This window comes from Terriglobales bacterium (assembly GCA_035651655.1).
Classification (GTDB): Bacteria; Acidobacteriota; Terriglobia; order Terriglobales; family Acidobacteriaceae; genus DASRFG01.
In genome coordinates this window covers 42891-60302 of the sequence record DASRFG010000025.1, presented here as the reverse complement: position 1 = coordinate 60302, position 17412 = coordinate 42891, and the positions used below count along the sequence as shown (strand labels likewise).

The 17412-nt window shown below is 57.4% G+C and carries 18 protein-coding genes; 4 read left to right on the top strand and 14 right to left on the bottom strand.

Features of this window, described 5'->3' with window-relative positions:
- Positions 1-26: 26 nt before the first annotated feature.
- From VFA76_12395 to VFA76_12355, 9 genes are read right to left on the bottom strand one after another with little or no spacing between them, the layout of a single operon-like run.
- On the bottom strand, positions 27-1328 hold the full coding sequence (locus VFA76_12395) for a GRP family sugar transporter (GenBank protein HZR32638.1): 1302 nt from the start codon (positions 1326-1328) through the stop codon (positions 27-29).
- A 19-nt stretch (positions 1329-1347) separates the two neighbouring features.
- Positions 1348-1485 (bottom strand): translocated intimin receptor Tir, encoded by a 138-nt coding sequence (locus tag VFA76_12390; GenBank protein HZR32637.1) that lies wholly within the window; start codon positions 1483-1485, stop codon positions 1348-1350.
- A 16-nt stretch (positions 1486-1501) separates the two neighbouring features.
- Complete coding sequence (gene iolB, locus VFA76_12385) at positions 1502-2356, bottom strand: 5-deoxy-glucuronate isomerase (GenBank protein HZR32636.1); 855 nt, start codon at positions 2354-2356, stop codon at positions 1502-1504.
- Positions 2353-4272 (bottom strand): 3D-(3,5/4)-trihydroxycyclohexane-1,2-dione acylhydrolase (decyclizing), encoded by a 1920-nt coding sequence (gene iolD, locus VFA76_12380; GenBank protein ID HZR32635.1) that lies wholly within the window; start codon positions 4270-4272, stop codon positions 2353-2355. Before iolD ends, iolB begins: the two co-directional genes overlap by 4 nt.
- Positions 4273-4286: 14 nt before the next feature.
- Positions 4287-5396 (bottom strand): LacI family DNA-binding transcriptional regulator, encoded by a 1110-nt coding sequence (locus VFA76_12375; protein ID HZR32634.1) that lies wholly within the window; start codon positions 5394-5396, stop codon positions 4287-4289.
- A gap of 17 nt (positions 5397-5413) precedes the next feature.
- Positions 5414-6379: a 5-dehydro-2-deoxygluconokinase gene (gene iolC, locus VFA76_12370; protein ID HZR32633.1), complete on the bottom strand. Its 966-nt coding sequence runs from the start codon at positions 6377-6379 to the stop codon at positions 5414-5416.
- Positions 6376-7455: a deoxyribose-phosphate aldolase gene (locus tag VFA76_12365; GenBank protein ID HZR32632.1), complete on the bottom strand. Its 1080-nt coding sequence runs from the start codon at positions 7453-7455 to the stop codon at positions 6376-6378. Before VFA76_12365 ends, iolC begins: the two co-directional genes overlap by 4 nt.
- A 6-nt stretch (positions 7456-7461) precedes the next feature.
- Positions 7462-8322: a TIM barrel protein gene (locus VFA76_12360; protein HZR32631.1), complete on the bottom strand. Its 861-nt coding sequence runs from the start codon at positions 8320-8322 to the stop codon at positions 7462-7464.
- 47 nt (positions 8323-8369) lie between these two features.
- On the bottom strand, positions 8370-9407 hold the full coding sequence (locus tag VFA76_12355; protein ID HZR32630.1) for a Gfo/Idh/MocA family oxidoreductase: 1038 nt from the start codon (positions 9405-9407) through the stop codon (positions 8370-8372).
- Positions 9408-9721: 314 nt separating this feature from the next.
- Here VFA76_12355 and VFA76_12350 point away from each other — a divergent pair, with 314 nt between their 5' ends.
- Positions 9722-10750: a threonine/serine dehydratase gene (locus tag VFA76_12350; GenBank protein HZR32629.1), complete on the top strand. Its 1029-nt coding sequence runs from the start codon at positions 9722-9724 to the stop codon at positions 10748-10750.
- Between the two features lie 49 nt (positions 10751-10799).
- On the opposite strand, the gene VFA76_12345 is transcribed toward VFA76_12350, so the two are convergent.
- Positions 10800-11129, bottom strand: a complete 330-nt coding sequence (locus tag VFA76_12345) for a redoxin domain-containing protein (GenBank protein ID HZR32628.1) — start codon at positions 11127-11129, stop codon at positions 10800-10802.
- Between the two features lie 9 nt (positions 11130-11138).
- Entirely contained in the window at positions 11139-11411 is a 273-nt protein-coding gene (locus tag VFA76_12340) for a hypothetical protein (protein HZR32627.1), read from the bottom strand.
- A gap of 170 nt (positions 11412-11581) precedes the next feature.
- Here VFA76_12340 and VFA76_12335 point away from each other — a divergent pair, with 170 nt between their 5' ends.
- From VFA76_12335 to VFA76_12325, 3 genes are all read left to right on the top strand, one after another.
- Positions 11582-13363: a long-chain fatty acid--CoA ligase gene (locus VFA76_12335; protein HZR32626.1), complete on the top strand. Its 1782-nt coding sequence runs from the start codon at positions 11582-11584 to the stop codon at positions 13361-13363.
- Positions 13364-13427: 64 nt separating this feature from the next.
- Positions 13428-14603, top strand: coding sequence for a hypothetical protein (locus VFA76_12330; GenBank protein HZR32625.1), 1176 nt, complete (start codon positions 13428-13430; stop codon positions 14601-14603).
- A gap of 53 nt (positions 14604-14656) precedes the next feature.
- Entirely contained in the window at positions 14657-15427 is a 771-nt protein-coding gene (locus tag VFA76_12325; protein ID HZR32624.1) for a thiazole synthase, read from the top strand.
- A gap of 146 nt (positions 15428-15573) precedes the next feature.
- On the opposite strand, the gene VFA76_12320 is transcribed toward VFA76_12325, so the two are convergent.
- From VFA76_12320 to VFA76_12310, 3 genes are all read right to left on the bottom strand, one after another.
- Positions 15574-16332 (bottom strand): glucose 1-dehydrogenase, encoded by a 759-nt coding sequence (locus tag VFA76_12320; GenBank protein ID HZR32623.1) that lies wholly within the window; start codon positions 16330-16332, stop codon positions 15574-15576.
- A 91-nt stretch (positions 16333-16423) separates the two neighbouring features.
- Positions 16424-16690, bottom strand: coding sequence for a helix-turn-helix domain-containing protein (locus VFA76_12315; GenBank protein ID HZR32622.1), 267 nt, complete (start codon positions 16688-16690; stop codon positions 16424-16426).
- A 182-nt stretch (positions 16691-16872) separates the two neighbouring features.
- Positions 16873-17250: a hypothetical protein gene (locus VFA76_12310; protein HZR32621.1), complete on the bottom strand. Its 378-nt coding sequence runs from the start codon at positions 17248-17250 to the stop codon at positions 16873-16875.
- Positions 17251-17412 lie beyond the last annotated feature (162 nt).

Here is a 17412-nt window from a genome sequence, read left to right as displayed (position 1 = left end):
CAGAACCTGGTTTAGCAGAACCTGATTTAGCAGAACCGGGTAGTGCGCCAGAGAGCAAGCGTACAGCCGGCCAGCAAGATCAGCATGGCGACTGAGACGGCGAGCGCCCAACCCCAATTGATATCCATGCGGGGGAGACGCGCCATGGAGGCAAGGGCCAAGAACACGACGCTCACCACGCCGACGAGAACCCAGTCGAGGACGGTTCGACGGCTCTCCCCGGCTTCGAATTCTTTGCCTTCCATGCTGGCGCGCACGTAGCCGTCCTGAATCCCGTACTTCTTGCCTTCGCGCTCCGCGGCATCCCGCCAGCGTGAATGCTCCTTGCCAGTAGCGGAGGATAAGGCGATCGCTACCGCGCCCAGCGCCATCAGAATGCATCCGCCGATTACCTGCACATAAACCTTGTGCGCGCTGCCATGCAGCTCATGAAACACCAGAATGCCCCACAACATTCCCCAGAGCTGGTTGGTGTTGGAGAGGGGAACCCCGCGACTGATGCCCACGTATTTAGCGGCATACTGCTGGAATAAATCTCCAATTACCCACACGAAGCCTCCCAGCATCAGCCAGAAGAGCACATCGCGAGCCGTAACGAGCTCATGCCAAAGCGGAGCAGCGCCTTTGTAGCCAAGCGCCAGCACCAGCATGGTGCCCAGTTCGCCGACCGTAAAAAAGGTAATGAAGGAGAGCGGATTCATCCCAGTCAAATACGCTTTGCGGTAGGGAATATACATGGTTCCCCACAGCACTCCAGCGCCGAGAGCTGCGATGACGCCCACTGTAGCCCTTCCCGCGGCGGCCTGACTGGAGGAAGCAAAGGCCAGTAGAGTAGCTCCGCCGAACATCACGACTGCTCCACCCATCACGCCCAGCCACCGACTCCATCCCGCTTGGCGAAGTTCATTGAACAGCAGAAAACCCCAGAAGATGCCGAGTAAGCTGTTGGTGTTCCACAAGGGAAACGCGATGCTCAGACCGACATCGCGGATCGCATAGATGGTCAGGGTGTTCGCCACCGCCCACATACAACCCGCGAGCACCGCCCAAATAATGAGATGAGGCGCTTGACCCACATCCTTGCGGATGGAGTCCGTTCCGCGAACGAAGGCGGGGACACTCCAGCGCGCCAGGAACACGCCCGCTACCATGATGAGAGAAATAGTGATGGGCGAGAGGCTGGCCTGTGCCATCTTGATAGGAGCTTCGGCGCCGCCCAGCCAAGCTCCGGCGGCGAACCCACAGAAGATGCCGAGAGCCTGCAGGCTCCGCAGACGGCTTGCCTGCATCGGATGTTGAACGGCAGCAGCGGTGGCAGCAGAGTCCAAGTGTCCTCCTCGGTGTCCTTCAGTGGAGCTGATGCAAAAAGAACAGACCTGCAATCAGAACAATCAGTGGAATCCAGAAATGAATGTCGCCGATTATGGTGCTGACAATGCTGCCGGTGCGGACGGGCGCGGAGCTTCCTTTTGCTGGATCAGTCACGCTTGTCTCCTTCAGTTCAGGCGCCCGGTGCTTTGACCAAGGGAACCCGCGGGTCCATCTGCTTCCAGGTAGAGCGCACCCAGACGTGATCGGGATCTTCTGTATTGGAGAGCTGGCGAGCGCTCCCCGCCAGGCAATTCAGGTAATAGACGTTGTATCCATGGCCGGCGACTACAGGATGAAAACCGTCCCGAACCAGGACCACATCGCCATCCCGGGCAGTGACCGTGAGATCGCGCGTCCCGTCCCGCGTGTAGAGGCGCTGGTGAGCGTAGCCCTCCGGGCGATCGATGCGATAGTAGTAAATTTCGTCGAGGTCAACTTCGGCCGGGGGGTTGTGTACGTCATGCTTGTGCGGCGGGAAGCTGGACCAGTTTCCGCTCGGGGTATAGACCTCCACCAGCATGAGTTTATCCGCGGGAAACTCCGGCGGCATCACGTCTACGATTTGGCGAGAGGCATTGCTGCCCCCGCGAAGACTGGTGTTGACATCCTTGGGAGTGATTAAACGTGGTTGCAGTTTCGCCGTTGAGGGCACGCGGCATTCGGCAAATTCGCATGCCGTTTCAGCCTTCAGCTGCAGGTGATTTCCTGCTGGCAGGTAAACCGCATACGGAAGGCCGTCAAATACATTTTTGCGCTGCCCGATCCGCTGTTGCCCCTGACCCCAGTCGGCAACGCATTTGCCACCCAGAATTACGATGGCGGCTTCTTCCTTCTCGGTGCGCAGGCTCCATTCACCTGCCGGAGCCAGCCGGTGAACGAAAAAGCTCATCCACTGCCACTTTGCTTGTTGGCGTGGCAGGCTGAGCAAATCACCATTCCCATGGGCGGATGGTTGCGAATGAACCAGGAAGTCTTCCAGCTTCATGATCTTTCCCGTTTGGTCCGGCTTGGTGCCGAAGCGGTCTGCACCTGGGACTCATTGTCCTGTGGAAAAAAGTAGCGTTCCTTGCGCTTCGCCTCAGCATAGAGGCTCTGGGCAGCCCGAACATTTTCTATCTTCGAAGTCTCTGCGATCGGCACATCCCACCAGGATTCGAAACCGGGAACGCGCTTGTTGATGTCAGTCTCGATGACCACGACCGAGGTGCGGTCGTTGTTCTTCGCCTGCTTGAGCGCTTCCTGCAACTCCTGTCGGGTGTTTGCCCGCACCACGCGCGCCCCAAGACTGGCGGCATTGGCTGCCAGATCGAGCTTGATCACGTCGCCATTCAGGCCGCCGTTGCGGCGATAACGATACTCCGTCCCAAAACCGCTACTGCCACACGCACGGCTTAGTCCTCCGATGCTGCTGAAGCCGTGGTTATCGAGCACAACAATGTTTAATTTGTATCCCTCCTGGAGGGAGGTGACGATCTCCTGCGACATCATCAGGTAAGAGCCATCGCCGACCAGCACGTAAACTTCGCGGTCGGGATCGGCCATTTTGACGCCCAGCCCACCGGCAATTTCATATCCCATGCAGGAATAGCCGTACTCCAGGTGATAGCCCTTGGGATCGCGGGTGCGCCACAGCTTATGCAGGTCGCCAGGCAAACTTCCGGCCGCACAGACCACCACATCGCGCGGGCCGCTGAAGCTGTTGACGGCGCCAATAACCTCGCCCTGGCCGATGGGCAAACCGCTGGGCTCGGTGTAAATGCGCTCGACTTGTTGGTCCCACTCCTCACGATAGCGCGCAATGCGGCGCGCATAGCGCTCGTCCACGGAGTAATCGTCGAGCGCGGCTTCCAGTTCGTCCAGGGTGGCGCGGGCATCGGAGACAACCGGCAGAGCGGAATGCTTGTAGGCGTCGAATTCCGTAATGTTGATGTTGATGAAGCGTACTTCCGGGTTTTGGAACGCAGTTTTGGAGGCAGTAGTGAAGTCGGAGTAGCGAGTACCGACGCCGATGATCAGGTCGGCTTCGCGCGCCAGAATATTTGCGCCGGGCGTCCCCGTAACGCCGATTGCCCCAAGCGATTGAGGATGATTGTACGCAAGAGAGCCCTTCCCTGCCTGGGTCTCGCTCACGGGAATGCCAGTGCGGTCGGCAAAACGCGCGAGCACTTCGGTGGCATCGGAATAGATCACACCTCCGCCGGCCACGATCAGCGGTTGCTGTGCGGAACGGATCCATTCGATGGCGGTGCGAAGAATGTCGGCGTCTGCCCGCGGGCGCGCAATAGTCCAAACGCGCTTCTCAAAGAACTCTGCCGGATAGTCGAAGGCTTCTGCCTGAACGTCTTGCGGCAGCGCGAGGGTGACCGCGCCGGTATCAGCCTGCGACGTCAAAACACGCATGGCTTCTGGTAAAGCAGTAAGAATTTGTTCGGGACGCTGAATGCGGTCCCAGTAGCGGGACACTGGCTTGAAGCAATCGTTGACCGAAATGTCCTGCGACGACGAAGACTCGAGTTGCTGCAACACAGGGGCTACGTTACGGCGCGCAAAAATGTCCCCGGGCAGCAAGAGCACTGGTACGCGATTGATGGTGGCAACTGCGGCGCCGGTAATCATGTTAGTAGCGCCCGGGCCGATGGAGCTGGTACAGGCGAGGGTCCGCAGGCGATTGCTCATCTTTGCAAAGGCGGCGGAGGTGTGCACCATGGCCTGTTCGTTACGGCAGAGGTAGTACGGGAAGTCGGGATTCTCCTGCAGCGCCTCGCCGATGCCGGCGATATTGCCATGGCCAAAGATTCCAAAGCAGCCGGCGAAGAAGCGATTCTCTTTGCCGTCACGCTCCACGTACTGCTGCTTCAGGAATTCGATGAGGGCTTGCGCCATCGTAAGTCTTCGGGTCATATTCGAGTCCTCTGCTATTCCGAAACCGCCTTAGCGGCGAAAACCTTGTCAATCATTGCGACCGGCTCGTTCACCGAAGTTCGCTTCCTGAGCATGAATCCACAGGATTCCCTGACCCGCAACTCGGGCGGCAATTTAAGCTCGACAAAGCGGGTATGTTTGCCAGAAATGCGGTCCAGCAGCATCTGCACGGCGGCGGCGCCGATCTCGTATTTGGGAAGCTCCACAGTAGTCAATCGCGGCCGAAAACAACTGAGCCAGGGATAATCGTCGAAACTCGCCAGCCCGAAATCCGCGGGACAGCTCAAACCTATTTCCTCCGCCGCCTTCATAACGCCAACCGTCATCAGGTAATTAGCGACAAATATGGCATTGGGCTGGCGTGGGAGCAACGCTATGCCGGCACGGTAACCGGACTCGATGTGATAGTCGCCTTCGACCACCAACTCGGGCTCATATTGCAATCCATGCATCTCGAGTGCTTTGCGAAAACCGTGCCAGCGCGCCTTGCCGTTGCTGACGTTCAAGGGACCACTTACCAGCGCGATCCTGCGATGCCCGATACGGGCCAGATGGGAAACCGCTTCAAAGGCTCCCTTTTCGTCGTCCGTGACAACGGCGTCACTCTTAAGGTCTGAGGAGGTACGCATTAAGAGCACAACCGGGACCTTGGAATCCGCCAGCAATTTTTGCAAAGACGCGCTTAGGTGACCAGGAGCTTTGTTAAGCAAAATTCCGTCCACCCGTTTTGAGAGCAATAGTTCCAGATACTGCTCTTCTTTGTCGCGCTGGTCATCGCTATTACAAAGCAGCACACTGTATCCCGCCTTCTGCGCGGCATCTTCGGCCCCTCGCACCAGCAGCGGGAAAAATGGGTTAACGATGTCGCGTAACACAATTCCTATGCTGAAAGTCTGGCGCTTGGCGAGACCGCGAGCCAGGAGGTTGGGACGGTAATTCAGCTTCTGAACGGCGGCCTCAACCCGGCGGCGGAGGGTTGCACTTACCTGGCCGTTGTTGTTGACTACGGCCGAGACCGTGAACACCGACACGCGCGCGTGGCGGGCAACATCATAGATATTGATCGCTTTGTGAAGCCTTTTCTTGCGAGGCTTGCCTTTCATCACACTCTCCCTGAAAGCTAAACCGCAGCCGTTCCCGCCGCGCTGTTCATGACTTCTTCCAACTCGTCCAGCCGAGGCATGGCGTCCGAGCAGCTAACCCGGCTGACAACCACAGCCGCTGCGGCATTTCCATAACGCAAACACTCGGCCAGCGGGTGTCCCTTGTAAAGCGCGTATAGAAAGCCGCTGGCGAAGCCGTCCCCTCCGCCGATGGCGCACGTGACCGGCATGGGGAAAGGACCGGCCGAAAAAAACTCGGTATGTGTGTGCGCTTCTACTCCTCTTGGCCCCAGTTTGCGGATCAACAAGTTCACGCCGGAATCCAAGACCGCGGCGACCTGCGATTTGCAGTCTGTTTTGCCGGTGAGGATTGCCAGTTCCTCTTCGTTGGCAAAAACCACGTCCGCTAATGGCAGAACAGTATGCGCAAGCCGACCGGCGGCTTCCGGAGAAGGCCAGGAGTTGGCGCGGTAGTCCACATCAAACACTGTGCGCAGCCCGGCGGAGCGAGCGGTCTTCAAAGCTTCCATCGCGGATTCGCGTGAGGGAGAAGCCGCCAGGGTTGTTCCGTTCGTCACAAACATACCGGCCCTCTTGATTTGCTCCCGCTCGGCATCACCCACCACCACCTGCATGTCGGCGGGATTGCTGCGATAGAACACCTGGGAAAAGTTGTGAGGCGGAGAAACTTCGCTCAAACAAAGAGAGGTGTTGTAACCCTCGACCAGACGCACACAGCTGGTATTTATCTTCTCCCGTTTTAGAAAGTCGAGCAGGTAGCTGGCCAGCAAATCTTTACCGATCGCGCTGATGATGGCGACCCGCAATCCCAGCCGCGCCAGTCCCACTGCGGTGTTGGCGCTGGAACCACCTAAATGACGCGAGAAGTGTTCGACCTCACCCAAAGGACGGTTATGTTCGATCGCATAAAGGTCATAGCCTATGCGACCTAGAACACAGACGTCCAAAGGAGGTGGGGTCATTGTTGCCGCCTCCGGCGGGACGCACTGCCGTTGGATCGGGGAGCAACCAGTACAGGAACGTTGCTCTCCAGCAGCTGCACTGCCTGGTCGAAGCTGATGCCGCGATGAATCAGTGCCGTAAGTGCGCGGCACATCGGCAGCGGATCACGGTCCTGGGGAAAAAGTAGATTGCGCCCAATCACCGCTCCACGGACGCGGGGGCTGGAACTGAGTCCCGCAGCGAAGTCTCTGAGGGTCTCGACTGGGCTTTCGCGGGCTGGTCCGCCAAGAAGAAGGATGGGCAAGGTTGTGGAACGGCAAACGCGTGCGAAGTTCTCCACGTACGGGAGCTTCAACCAAACGTGAGCGGACGATTCGCCCAGTGCGGCTGCAATTCCGCAATGCCGCACCAAAGCGGCAGCGTCCTGAATGGTGTGATAGCCATCTGCCCCGCGTTTAACCTCAAGCGCTTCGACAAAGGCGGGAAGTTTATGGCGGCGCAGTGCATTCACGGCTTCGGCGCAAGCCTGGATGGTTCGGCCCGAAGCCGGATCCTGAGGATCCAGGCGGTACAGCATTTTCCCGCCATCGCAGCGCAGTCGGGCGATACCTTCAGCGGTCATGCCGGTGAAGGTATCGTCCATTTCAAACGCCGTACCGGAAAGGCCACCTCGGTTCATACTGCCCACCAGTACGCGGCCATCAAGGAATCCGCCGCCCTTTTTATCGCGCTCCAAATGGGAAAGGATGAGCAGGTCGTCAATCAGGTCACTAGTAGCAAGAATGCCGTCCAGGCCTGGGTCCTCCAGCAGGCGGCGAACCCGGGCCAGCAACTGGTAACGGTCACCCATGGCAAGTTGATCATTGCGAATTTTGGTGACGCCGCGTCCCGCATGGTCTGCCGCCACCAGGGCCAGTTTTCCATCAGCGGTCAACCGCGAACGCCGTTTGCGGCGCCGGGCCTCGCGTTCAACAATCTCGGGATGATGCACGCGAATTTCGGTGATCTGGTCGAACAGGCTGAGCGGCAGCGACTTCTCCGGGTTAAATGTTTCGGGTTGAGCCAGCACTGCAGCCGTTTGGAGAAAACTCATCATCAATTTTCAAACTCCTAGTTTTTTTAGAAAGGTCCGTCCGGCAACTGCATTATCCAAGGGCGCAGTGGCATTGCGTCCACCAGCAAGCACGTCTTGCTCAACCACAACCCAGCCATCAAACCCGTTTTTGCCGATAGCCTGCAAGATGCCGGGAAAGTCCACGACACCTTTTCCCAAAGGAGCAAATACTCCCCGTCGAACGGCAGCGTAAAAGTCCAGGCGCTTGTCGCGGGCTTCTTCCAGGCGTTTCTTGTCAATGTCTTTCAAGTGCAGACAGCGCAGGCGGTCCAGGTAGCGAGCCAGCACCGCGACCGGGTCCCCGCCGCCGAAAACACAGTGCCCGGTGTCGAGACACAAGCCCAGATCGTTCGGAGCAAATAAAGAGAACAGGTGCTCAATTTCTTCAGGCGTCTCTATATGAGTGCCGGCGTGATGGTGGAAAGCGAGACGCAAACCGAACTTGCCGCATATATTCAGCACCTCAGTGATGGCATGTTTCGCTTGACGCCAATCTTTCTCGGTGTAGGAGTGCTGCTGCGTCTTCGAAGCGCGTCCGGCGACCGCCGAGCGTTCGGCGGTAATCTCATCGGAAAGAATCAGAAGATGGCACGCCAGGTCATTCAAGAGTTTCGCGGTTCGCTCTACTTGCTCAAGACCTGGCTTGAGAGCTTCGGCGTTCGCCAACTCGAAGGCAATGAATGCCGAGCACAGGGTCAATTTTCGGCGCTCTAATTCTTTCTGCAAGGCGGAAGGGTCGCTGGGCAAAAAACCAAAGGGGCCGAGCTCGGTCCCGGCATAGCCGGCTTGTGCGATTTCGTCCAGCACACGTGTGTAGGGGTATTCAGGTGGAAGTGGTACGGATTCCATAATCCCCCAGCTCACCGGTGCGCTAGCTGCCCGAATCGTCATAAGTTTTATCTGGAATTCGCCATCTCCGTCTGCATCTGCGGTGGCACTAACACCGAACGCGACTGTCGCTGAGAAGCATCGGCTGCCAATGCAATTGCCAGGGCCTTGCGCGCGTCCTCTCCGGTTACGCTCGCCGGCTTCTCCGCCAAAATCCGTTGTACGAAATCACGCACCTCGTTCAAGTAGGCGTCGGCGAACCGCACCAGGAAGTGGTCCACAACGTCGTGGCTCACTCCATCCGCGGTCAACACGCTGAGAGCGGTCTGGCGCAGATAGCCGATGCGGAGGGTGGCTTTTGATCCCACCACTTCTGTAAAAATGTCGTATCCGTAGCGGCTCTGCCGGAACGATTCGACGTTGCCGATGGCGCCGCCCTCAAACCGCAGATTCACGATTCCCGCGTCCAGTTCACCCAGCTTGGCGATCTCAGGATTGGCCAGCATCCCGCCAAAGGCATGCACTTCCAGCACCTCATCGCGCATCAACCATCGCGCGAGGTCGAACTCATGGATGGTGGAATCCAGAAACAACGTGCCGCTGCCCGACTTATAAAAACTGAGTGGGGGCGGTTCGCGATCGCGGCCAATTGCCTTAAAGATGATGGGTGTTCCGATCTCTCCCGCTTCGATCCGGCGATGGGCCTCACTGTAAGCGGGATCGTAGCGGCGCATGAACCCGACCTGCAGAACAATGTGGCTTTTGCGGGCGGCAGCTATGGCGGCATCAACCCCTTCCAGGGTCATGGCCAGCGGTTTTTCGCACAGGATGTGCTTGCGAGCTGCAGCGGCGGTCTCGACCGCAGCCAAGTGAAACTTTGACGGCGAGGCGATAACCACCGCGTCGATATCTTTGCGTTCTACCAAGGCCTCGACGCTGGGATAGGAGTGCTCAATCTCAAGGTCCGCGGCCAGACGACGCGCAGCCTCCAGATCCACGTCGGCAACCGCAATCAGTTTCGCTTCTGGGATGCGGGAACGCAGGTTCTCAGCATGGCATCTTCCCATGCGCCCGGCCCCAACCACCCCTACACCTAATTTGGCCATTGTCGTTGACTCGCATCCATGCCGGATGGCTCATCAAGGGAAATTTCCTAATCGCTTAGAGGGCAACCGAGAATTCACCTGCGCCCTTGCAACAGTCCCGCTGGATTTACGCCTTTGCAGCTCGGAATGTCAAGATTTTTCTGACCGGCGGAAACCCCTATTGCCATGTTCCCTAACAGCTTAGGGCAATTTCGCGATTCTGCCAACAGAAACTATGCAGCCCCTCGGAAGGTGGGTCGTACCGGGCCGGATCTCGGCGCGCTGACTGGCTAGGCGAACCCTACAAGCGGTGTGAAATCTATTACACTTTCGGCATGGCGGTCGCGCAGACTAATCCCAGCGGTAGCTCTTCCCATCTGGTAAGAGCCGTCTTACAGGCTGAGAAGTTGATCCGCCCACACATTCGGGAAACTCCACTCGAACCTTCGGCCTATTTGAGCGACGCCGCGAACTGCGAGGTTTACCTCAAATTAGAGCACCTGCAGCACACGGGATCGTTCAAATTGCGGGGTGCGATGAACAAGGTTTTCTCGCTCTCCCCTGAGCAACTGAAGGCAGGCATTGTTGCGGCTTCCACGGGAAACCACGGCATGGCAGTCTCCTACGCCGCACAAAAACGCGGTCTGACTCCCACCATTTACATGAAGGGTGGCGCCTCCCCCGATAAGGTCGCTCTGATCAAGTCCTTTGGTGGGAAGGCGGAATTCTACGGCGATAATCCGGTAGACGCCGAGAATCATGCGCGTGAGATCTCACGACAGACCGGCCAAGTCTTCATCTCGCCATACAACGACCCGCAAGTGATTGCCGGACAAGGCACCTTGGGGGTAGAAATCTATCGGCAGCTTGATTCCGTGGACGTGGTGTTTGTCGCAGTGGGTGGCGGTGGCCTGATTTCGGGAATGGCCAGCTATCTGAAGTCGGTAAAACCGGGAGTGAAGGTCGTGGGATGCTGGCCCGAAAATTCACGGGTGATGTATGAGTGCATCAAGGCCGGACGGGTGATTGATTTTCCCGAGCAGCCGACGATTTCTGATAGCACTGCGGGCGGTGTGGAGGATGGCGCGATCACAGTAGACCTTTGCCGCGAGTTGATTGACGATTTTGTGTTGGTCTCGGAGCGCGAAATTGTGGATGCCATGCACCTGATCTTGCGCCACGAGCGCTGGATGGTAGAGGGGGCCGCCGGTGTGGCGGTTGCGGCATTGCTGAAGCGGAAGTCGGCTTACTCGGGAAAGAAGGTGGTGCCGCTTCTTTGCGGGCGAAACATTCCGTTCGAGAAGATGAAGGCGGTGTTTGAACCGGCGATTCACCACCAAAGCCAGGAAGGAGCACGAGGTTAACACCAGGTGCTTCCCTGGGCTCAGTACTGACCACTGGCAGAACTAACTCTCAGTTCTTGTGACCGTGGCGCTCGCACGCCTCGACGGTCTTGCTCGGATCGACGGCCTCTCTATCCACCTGCTCGTTGATGATCTTGCCCGACTTGTCTATGAGGAAGGTGGCTCGCCGGGCGGTTTCCATGGAAACACCGTCAACGTCCTCTTTCTTGGCGAGGCCGTACTTGCGGGTGACTTCCCCACCCCAGTCTCCCAAGAGGGGAAAATTGACGCCGGTTTGTTGGGCGAAAGCAAAATTCGAGAAGGGGCTGTCCATACTCACACCCAGAACCTGGGTGTCGGCGGCTTCCAGCTTGCCAATATTCTGCTGGAAAGCCTTCATTTCCTTGGCTCAACCGCCGGTAAATGCAAAAACATAAAATGCCAAGGCCACATTTTTCTTGCCCCGGAACTCGTGCAACGACACTTTCTTCAGGTCCTTGCCGTCGAAGCTCAGCAAGGTGAAGTCAGGGGCGGAGTCTCCAACTTTCAGCCTGAGCGGCGGGTCTTTCTCTGGTTTCGTGTTGGCCTTCTTTTGAGCAGCGAGCAGCTGGGCTGAGAACTGCGGCTGCATAAAAGCGGTGGCCAAAATGCAGCCCATCATTATCAGAAGCTGTTTTTTCATAGGCAAGTCCTTCAAGCGCCGAGCTTAATCTTTTAAGAAACGGCAGTCAACGATGGTTACTGCGGTGACCGGAGTTGCGGTTGCCGAAGACACCGTTCTAACAGTAAAGTCTTCTCCATACAGTTTTCATCCAACGCTCGCCGCAAAATACGGAAAATACAGGCCCCGGAATGAGTCTGAACACGGTCAACGCTATTTTCTACCGGGTAGTGGAGCGGCAATCCGGCCACGCCATGCTTTCCAAGCAAGCCGGAAAGTGGACCCCGATTTCATCCAGCGAGTTCTACCGTGCGGTGGCGGGAGTGGCGCGCGCACTGCAGGACGAGGGAATAGGTAAGGGCGACCGGGTCGCCATCCTGAGCGAAAATCGAGTGGAATGGGCGGTGGCGGATTTTGCCACCCTGCTGCTGGGCGGAGTGGTGGTGCCGATCTACTGCACCTTGACCTCGGAGCAGACGGCGCAGCTCCTGAATGACGCTGGCGTGAGCGTTATCTTCGTGTCTACGGCGGACCAGCTGAAGAAGTTTCTGTCCATCAAAGATAAGACCCAGGTACGAAAAGCCGTGATCATGGATGATGTCGGTGGGACAGATGCCGCGTCCATGCATCTCCTGATGAGCGCTGGGCCGCACGAGCGTGATGGCAAACTCAATGAGCGAGCCGCGAGCATCGGGCCCGATGACCTGGCCACCATTATCTACACGTCGGGCACAACCGGGACACCAAAAGGGGCGATGCTGACGCACGGCAACCTGGCTTCGAACGTGGAGTATTCGTTGCGCTCATTCCCCTTCACCGAGGAAGACGTTTATGTCTCGTTCTTGCCGCTAGCGCACGTAACTGCGCGCCACGTGGACTATTCCTGCTTCTATCATGGCATCACCATTGCGTACTGCTCGTTCCTTGATCAGTTGCCCGCAACCCTGCTGGAGGTCAGGCCGACAATGTTTGTTGCCGTTCCGCGGGTGTACGAGAAGATCTATGCCCAAGTGCAGCAGAAGACCCGCAGCGGGTTGAAGCGAGCGATCTATAACTGGGGAATAAAGGTTGGACACGCGCATCGCGACCAGACACTGAATGACCGCCGGCCGTCGTCGCTGAGCTGGAGGCTGGCGAATATTCTGCTTTATTCCCAAGTACGAAAAGGAATGGGCGGACGCGGTCGGATTTTTTTCTCGGGTGGTGCTCCGCTGGGCCGCGATCTCGGGGAGTGGTTTGCGGACCTCGGCATTCGCATTGACGAAGGCTACGGCCTCACTGAGACGTCCCCCATCATGGCACTGAACAATCCCCAGGCGCACAAGCTGGGAACGGTGGGCAAGCCGCTGGAGAATGTGGAAGTAAAGATTGCCGAGGATGGGGAGATTCTCGTCCGCGGGCCATCGGTTTTTAAGGGCTACTGGAACCTACCGGAAGAGACGCGCAACGCCTTTGTGGACGGCTGGTTCAAGACGGGCGACATTGGGGCGCTCGATAATGAAGGGTTTCTCAGGGTAACCGACCGCAAGAAAGACCTGCTTAAGACCTCCGGCGGAAAGTTCATCGCGCCCCAGCCCATAGAGAAGGCGTTGATATTGAATCCGATGGTAGGAGCTGCAGTCGTGCTGGGCGACCGGCGGAAATTTCCCTCGGTCGTAATTGTCCCGCAGTTTTCGATTTTGGAGGATTGGGCAGGCGCTAACGGCATAGCTTTTTCATCGCGGGAAGAACTGGTCGCGAACCCCAAAGTACGCGCGCTTTACGAAGGAATTGTGGCAGACTTAAACCGCCGACTCGCCCGTTACGAGCAGCTCAAGAAATTTTTGCTGCTGCCGAATGAGTTCTCAATTGCCGATGGAACCCTCACACCCAGCATGAAGCAGCGCCGTCACCGCATTGAGGAACTCTACCGTCGTCAGATCGAGGAGATGTATGCCGAGCCGGCGGTGGCAGCTTTGGAAGCCAGGTCTTGAGGCCTCTCTGCCGCAAAAGAAGGCCGCCGGTTGCCGCTAACTGGTGTAGCATTTATTGAAGCTCATGGGCACTGGTCTCCGCAAATCGGCGTTGCTGGCTGCGGTAGCGGCAATGGTGTGCCTTTCTGCCGTTACCACACGGGCACAAACCCCTTCCGACCCGCAAAGTGACGACACCAAGTCCTGGCATGCCACCCGCGAGCAACAGAATGTTTCTGGAGACCTGTACCCGACCCGCACTACGGAAAGCCACACCCTCATTAATGGACGCACTATTGACAAAGAAACAGTAGAAGGCCGTGATTCTGAAGGGCACTACCACCCCTATTACGATACGGAAAAAGAGTCCACGAAAGTGGACGCCAGCACCACCCGGACCGTGGAGCGCGTGTTCGCCCGAGGCCCAACGGGCGAGAGAAAGCTGATCCGCGTAATCGAGGAAGAATCGCGCAGCCTACCCGGTGGCGATGAAAAGGTATTTCGAACCACGTCGAATCTGGATTTACAGGATCGGCTGCAGGTAGTGACTCGCGAGAATCGGGAGACGAAGCAGGTGAGCCGCGACGTGCGCGAGACCAATACGACGGTATCCTCTCCGGACGTTAACGGCGGCTTTTCGCCCACGGTGAAGACGCAAGAACGCGAGACCCGCAAGAACGACAACACCATCGAATTTCGTAAATCAACTTTGTTGCAAGCCGGCGACGGAAACTGGCAAGTGCATGAGATTCGTGAAGGCACGATCATAGAAGACAAGAGCGAAGGTGGTAAGCACACCACAAAAGAGGAACGGGTCTCGCGGCCGGACGGCAATGGCAATCTGGCGGTGGTAGAGCGAACGGTCACAAAATCGGACGCGGCCGCTGGCGAGAAGAAGCAAAAAGTAGAGAAATATTCGAGCAACATCCCGGGGACAGCGGCGGATGGCAGCTTGCGGCTCGAGCAGCGTGTCTCAACCGTAACTCAGCTGGGTGCCAACGGCGAGCAGAAGACCGAAGAACAGGTTGAGCAGCGCAATTTAGGAAATCCGAGCTTTGGCCTTCAGCCCGCGCAAAAGACAATTGATATTGTCCGCACCAACCTAAGTGGCGGAACTGAAGAAACCCTGACCATCCAGATCCCAGGCCCTGGCGCGGGGCCGACTACGGTCTGGGTGGATACCAAAAAATCAGACAAGAAATCGGCGGTCCAAGTGGATACCAAGCCCGTGGACGCGAAGCCTTCGGCCAAGCCTCATTAGCTCACCCGGCTGCTCTATGGAATTGAGCGCCAACCTACCCTTACAATACCCCCATGGACGCCTTAGTCATCGCCGGACGGCAATTTCACTCGCGGCTTATCGTCGGCACCGGAAAATACAAGTCATTCCAGGAAACTGCGCGGGCCATCGAGGCCAGTGGCGCGGAGATGGTGACGGTAGCCGTGCGCCGGGTGAATCTGGACCGCAGCAAGGAATCGCTGCTCGACTACATTGACGCGGAAAAATACTTTCTGCTGCCCAACACTGCCGGGTGCTACAGCGCCGACGAGGCCATTCGGGCCGCGCGCCTGGCGCGCGAAGTAGGCCTTTCAGACTGGGTAAAGCTGGAGGTGATCGGCGACGAGCGCACCCTCTATCCCGACGTGCAGGCGACGCTCGAGGCGACTCGCGTCCTGGTAAAGGAAGGCTTTACCGTTCTTCCCTACACCTCAGATGACATTGTGGTTGCGAAGCGGCTGATTGATGCAGGCGCGGCCGCGGTCATGCCCCTTGGCGCACCTATCGGCAGCGGCATGGGAATCCAGAACCAGGCCAACATTCGCATCCTTCGCGAAATGATTACCGGTGTTCCGCTGATTGTTGACGCCGGTGTGGGAACCGCGTCCGACGCGGCCATAGGCATGGAACTGGGCGCCGATGCCGTGCTGATGAATTCTGGCATCGCCAACGCTCAGGAGCCGGTGCTGATGGCTGAAGCCATGAAAAATGCCGTGATTGCCGGACGAACGGCCTATCTCGCCGGCAGGATGACCAAAAAGCTGTATGCCACCGCAAGCTCGCCGCTGGAAGGCGTGGCGCGATAGTGGGGACTCACGCCTCAACGCCAGAGCCGCGTTAGGAAGCGACTCTGCCGCTGGCATCAACGTGGTCCGTGCGGATAGCGCCCTATCAATGTGGGCTTTAGCCCCTGTGCGATCATCCACGTCTATAAAAAATACGCCTAGCTGGATTACAAGCGCAGCCCCCCGCCAACCAACAGCTCCTCCCCTGTGATCCAGCCCGAGTCTTCAGAGGCCAGGAAAAGTGCCGCGCTGGCAATGTCCTCCGATGTACCCATGCGGCCGAGTGGAGTGCGACTCACGACATAGTCCTGGAAATCCGTGTTGTGATTTTGACTTAGCATGGTCCGAACGCCTTCAGTGTCGGTGGCGCCGGGAGCTAGAGTGTTCACACGAATCTTGCGCGGCCCGAGCTCTTGAGCTAAGGAACGAGTGATCACATCCACGGCTCCTTTGGTCGCGCTATACACAGAAGCGCCTGCAGGTGGAGTTTTGGAGACTATGGAACTGATGTTGATAATGGAGCCGCCTTTGTCGCCGATAATCGCCGCAGCCTCTTGCGTGGCCAGCAAAAGCCCAAGCACGTTGGTGTCAAAATGCTTGCGGAAATGCTGCTCGTCTATGGCCTCCAGAGGTTTCAAATCATAAATGCCGGCATTGTTCACCAGGACATCAACCGTTCCGTACGCCTTCTTGGTCTCCTGAAAGAGCTTTTTTACCTGGTCCTGTTTGGAGACATCGGCCTGGACAGCCACTGCCTTGCCGCCATTGGCTTCAACAGCTTTGACAACTTTTTCTGCGCCGGCTTTGTCCGTGGAGTAATTCACCACCACGTTGGCGCCTTCAGAACCCAGCTTTGCCGCGATGGCTGCGCCAATTCCCTTCGAGGCCCCGGTTACGACCACAACTTTTCCTGTGAGCTTACCCATACGTCCTCCTGCATCGAGCTCGTTGCCTATAGTTCGATGACTGTCTAACTGATGAGCGCGGGAAGAAAAGGATTCAGCCGGTTGTGGAAAACTAAAGTTTGGAGAGGGTGGCGAGGTAGTCGTTCCAGACCTTTTTCCGCACTTTCATGTGCATAAACTTCGAAGTCTTCCGTAGGTTAATCAACCCCGCCCGGCTCAATTCCTTAAGATGGTAGGAGAGCGTGGCGGCACTGATGGGCAAATCGCAGCGCAGGTTCATGCACGCGAGCTCATCCTGGGCGGCGATACGGGAGAGGATCTGGTACCGCATGGGATCGGCCAAAGCTTTGGTAATTCGGTGGAATTGCGATTTGGTCACAGTGTGATTCTATTATGACCTCAGCTAGAGCTGAGTTCCTGGCGAGCCAAGCTCGCCCGGGCAGCCGAGGGCGGCTGCCCCACGCAATCTGAAATAGAGGGCGCCGCGCCGGGCGCGACCTAAATAAAAAGGCAGCCCGCAGGCTGCCTCGGAACTGAACATTCATTCGAACCGCCAACTACTCAGTGCATATCCTTCATCTCGCCTGCTTTCTTGTCGCCCTTCATGGCCAGCATCTTGACGCTGTCCACATGAAGAGTGTCGTTTTCCACCGAACCCTTCACTGCCACATGATGACCCATGTGGTCTTTTAAAGTGTCAGCATTATCCACGTTCAGGACCTTGTGATCTTTGTCGGTGACGAACACCGTCTTTTCGCCGTTGCCGACGCATTTGTTCCCGCAATTTTCGTGCCCAGCAGCCGCCCCTTTGGCGCCGCACTTGGAGTCACTGACCCAGCCCTTCACAGTTGAAGCCTTGTCGGCGTCCTTCGCCACCGCCACTACCACCAGACAACACACCACTGACATGACCAGCAAAACCAGCAGCAGTTTCTTCATAGAATCGCTCTCCTGTTAAGTTAAAGAATCACTTTAAGTTACAAGTTCCGCCGGTGGAACTCGACTCCAGCGGCGCACGGTCGCAACACCAGCCACGACGAGGAAGAATCCCCTTTTACTCCGGCCCGCTCGCGACCGCAAGCAGAATCCACCTTTGCAACT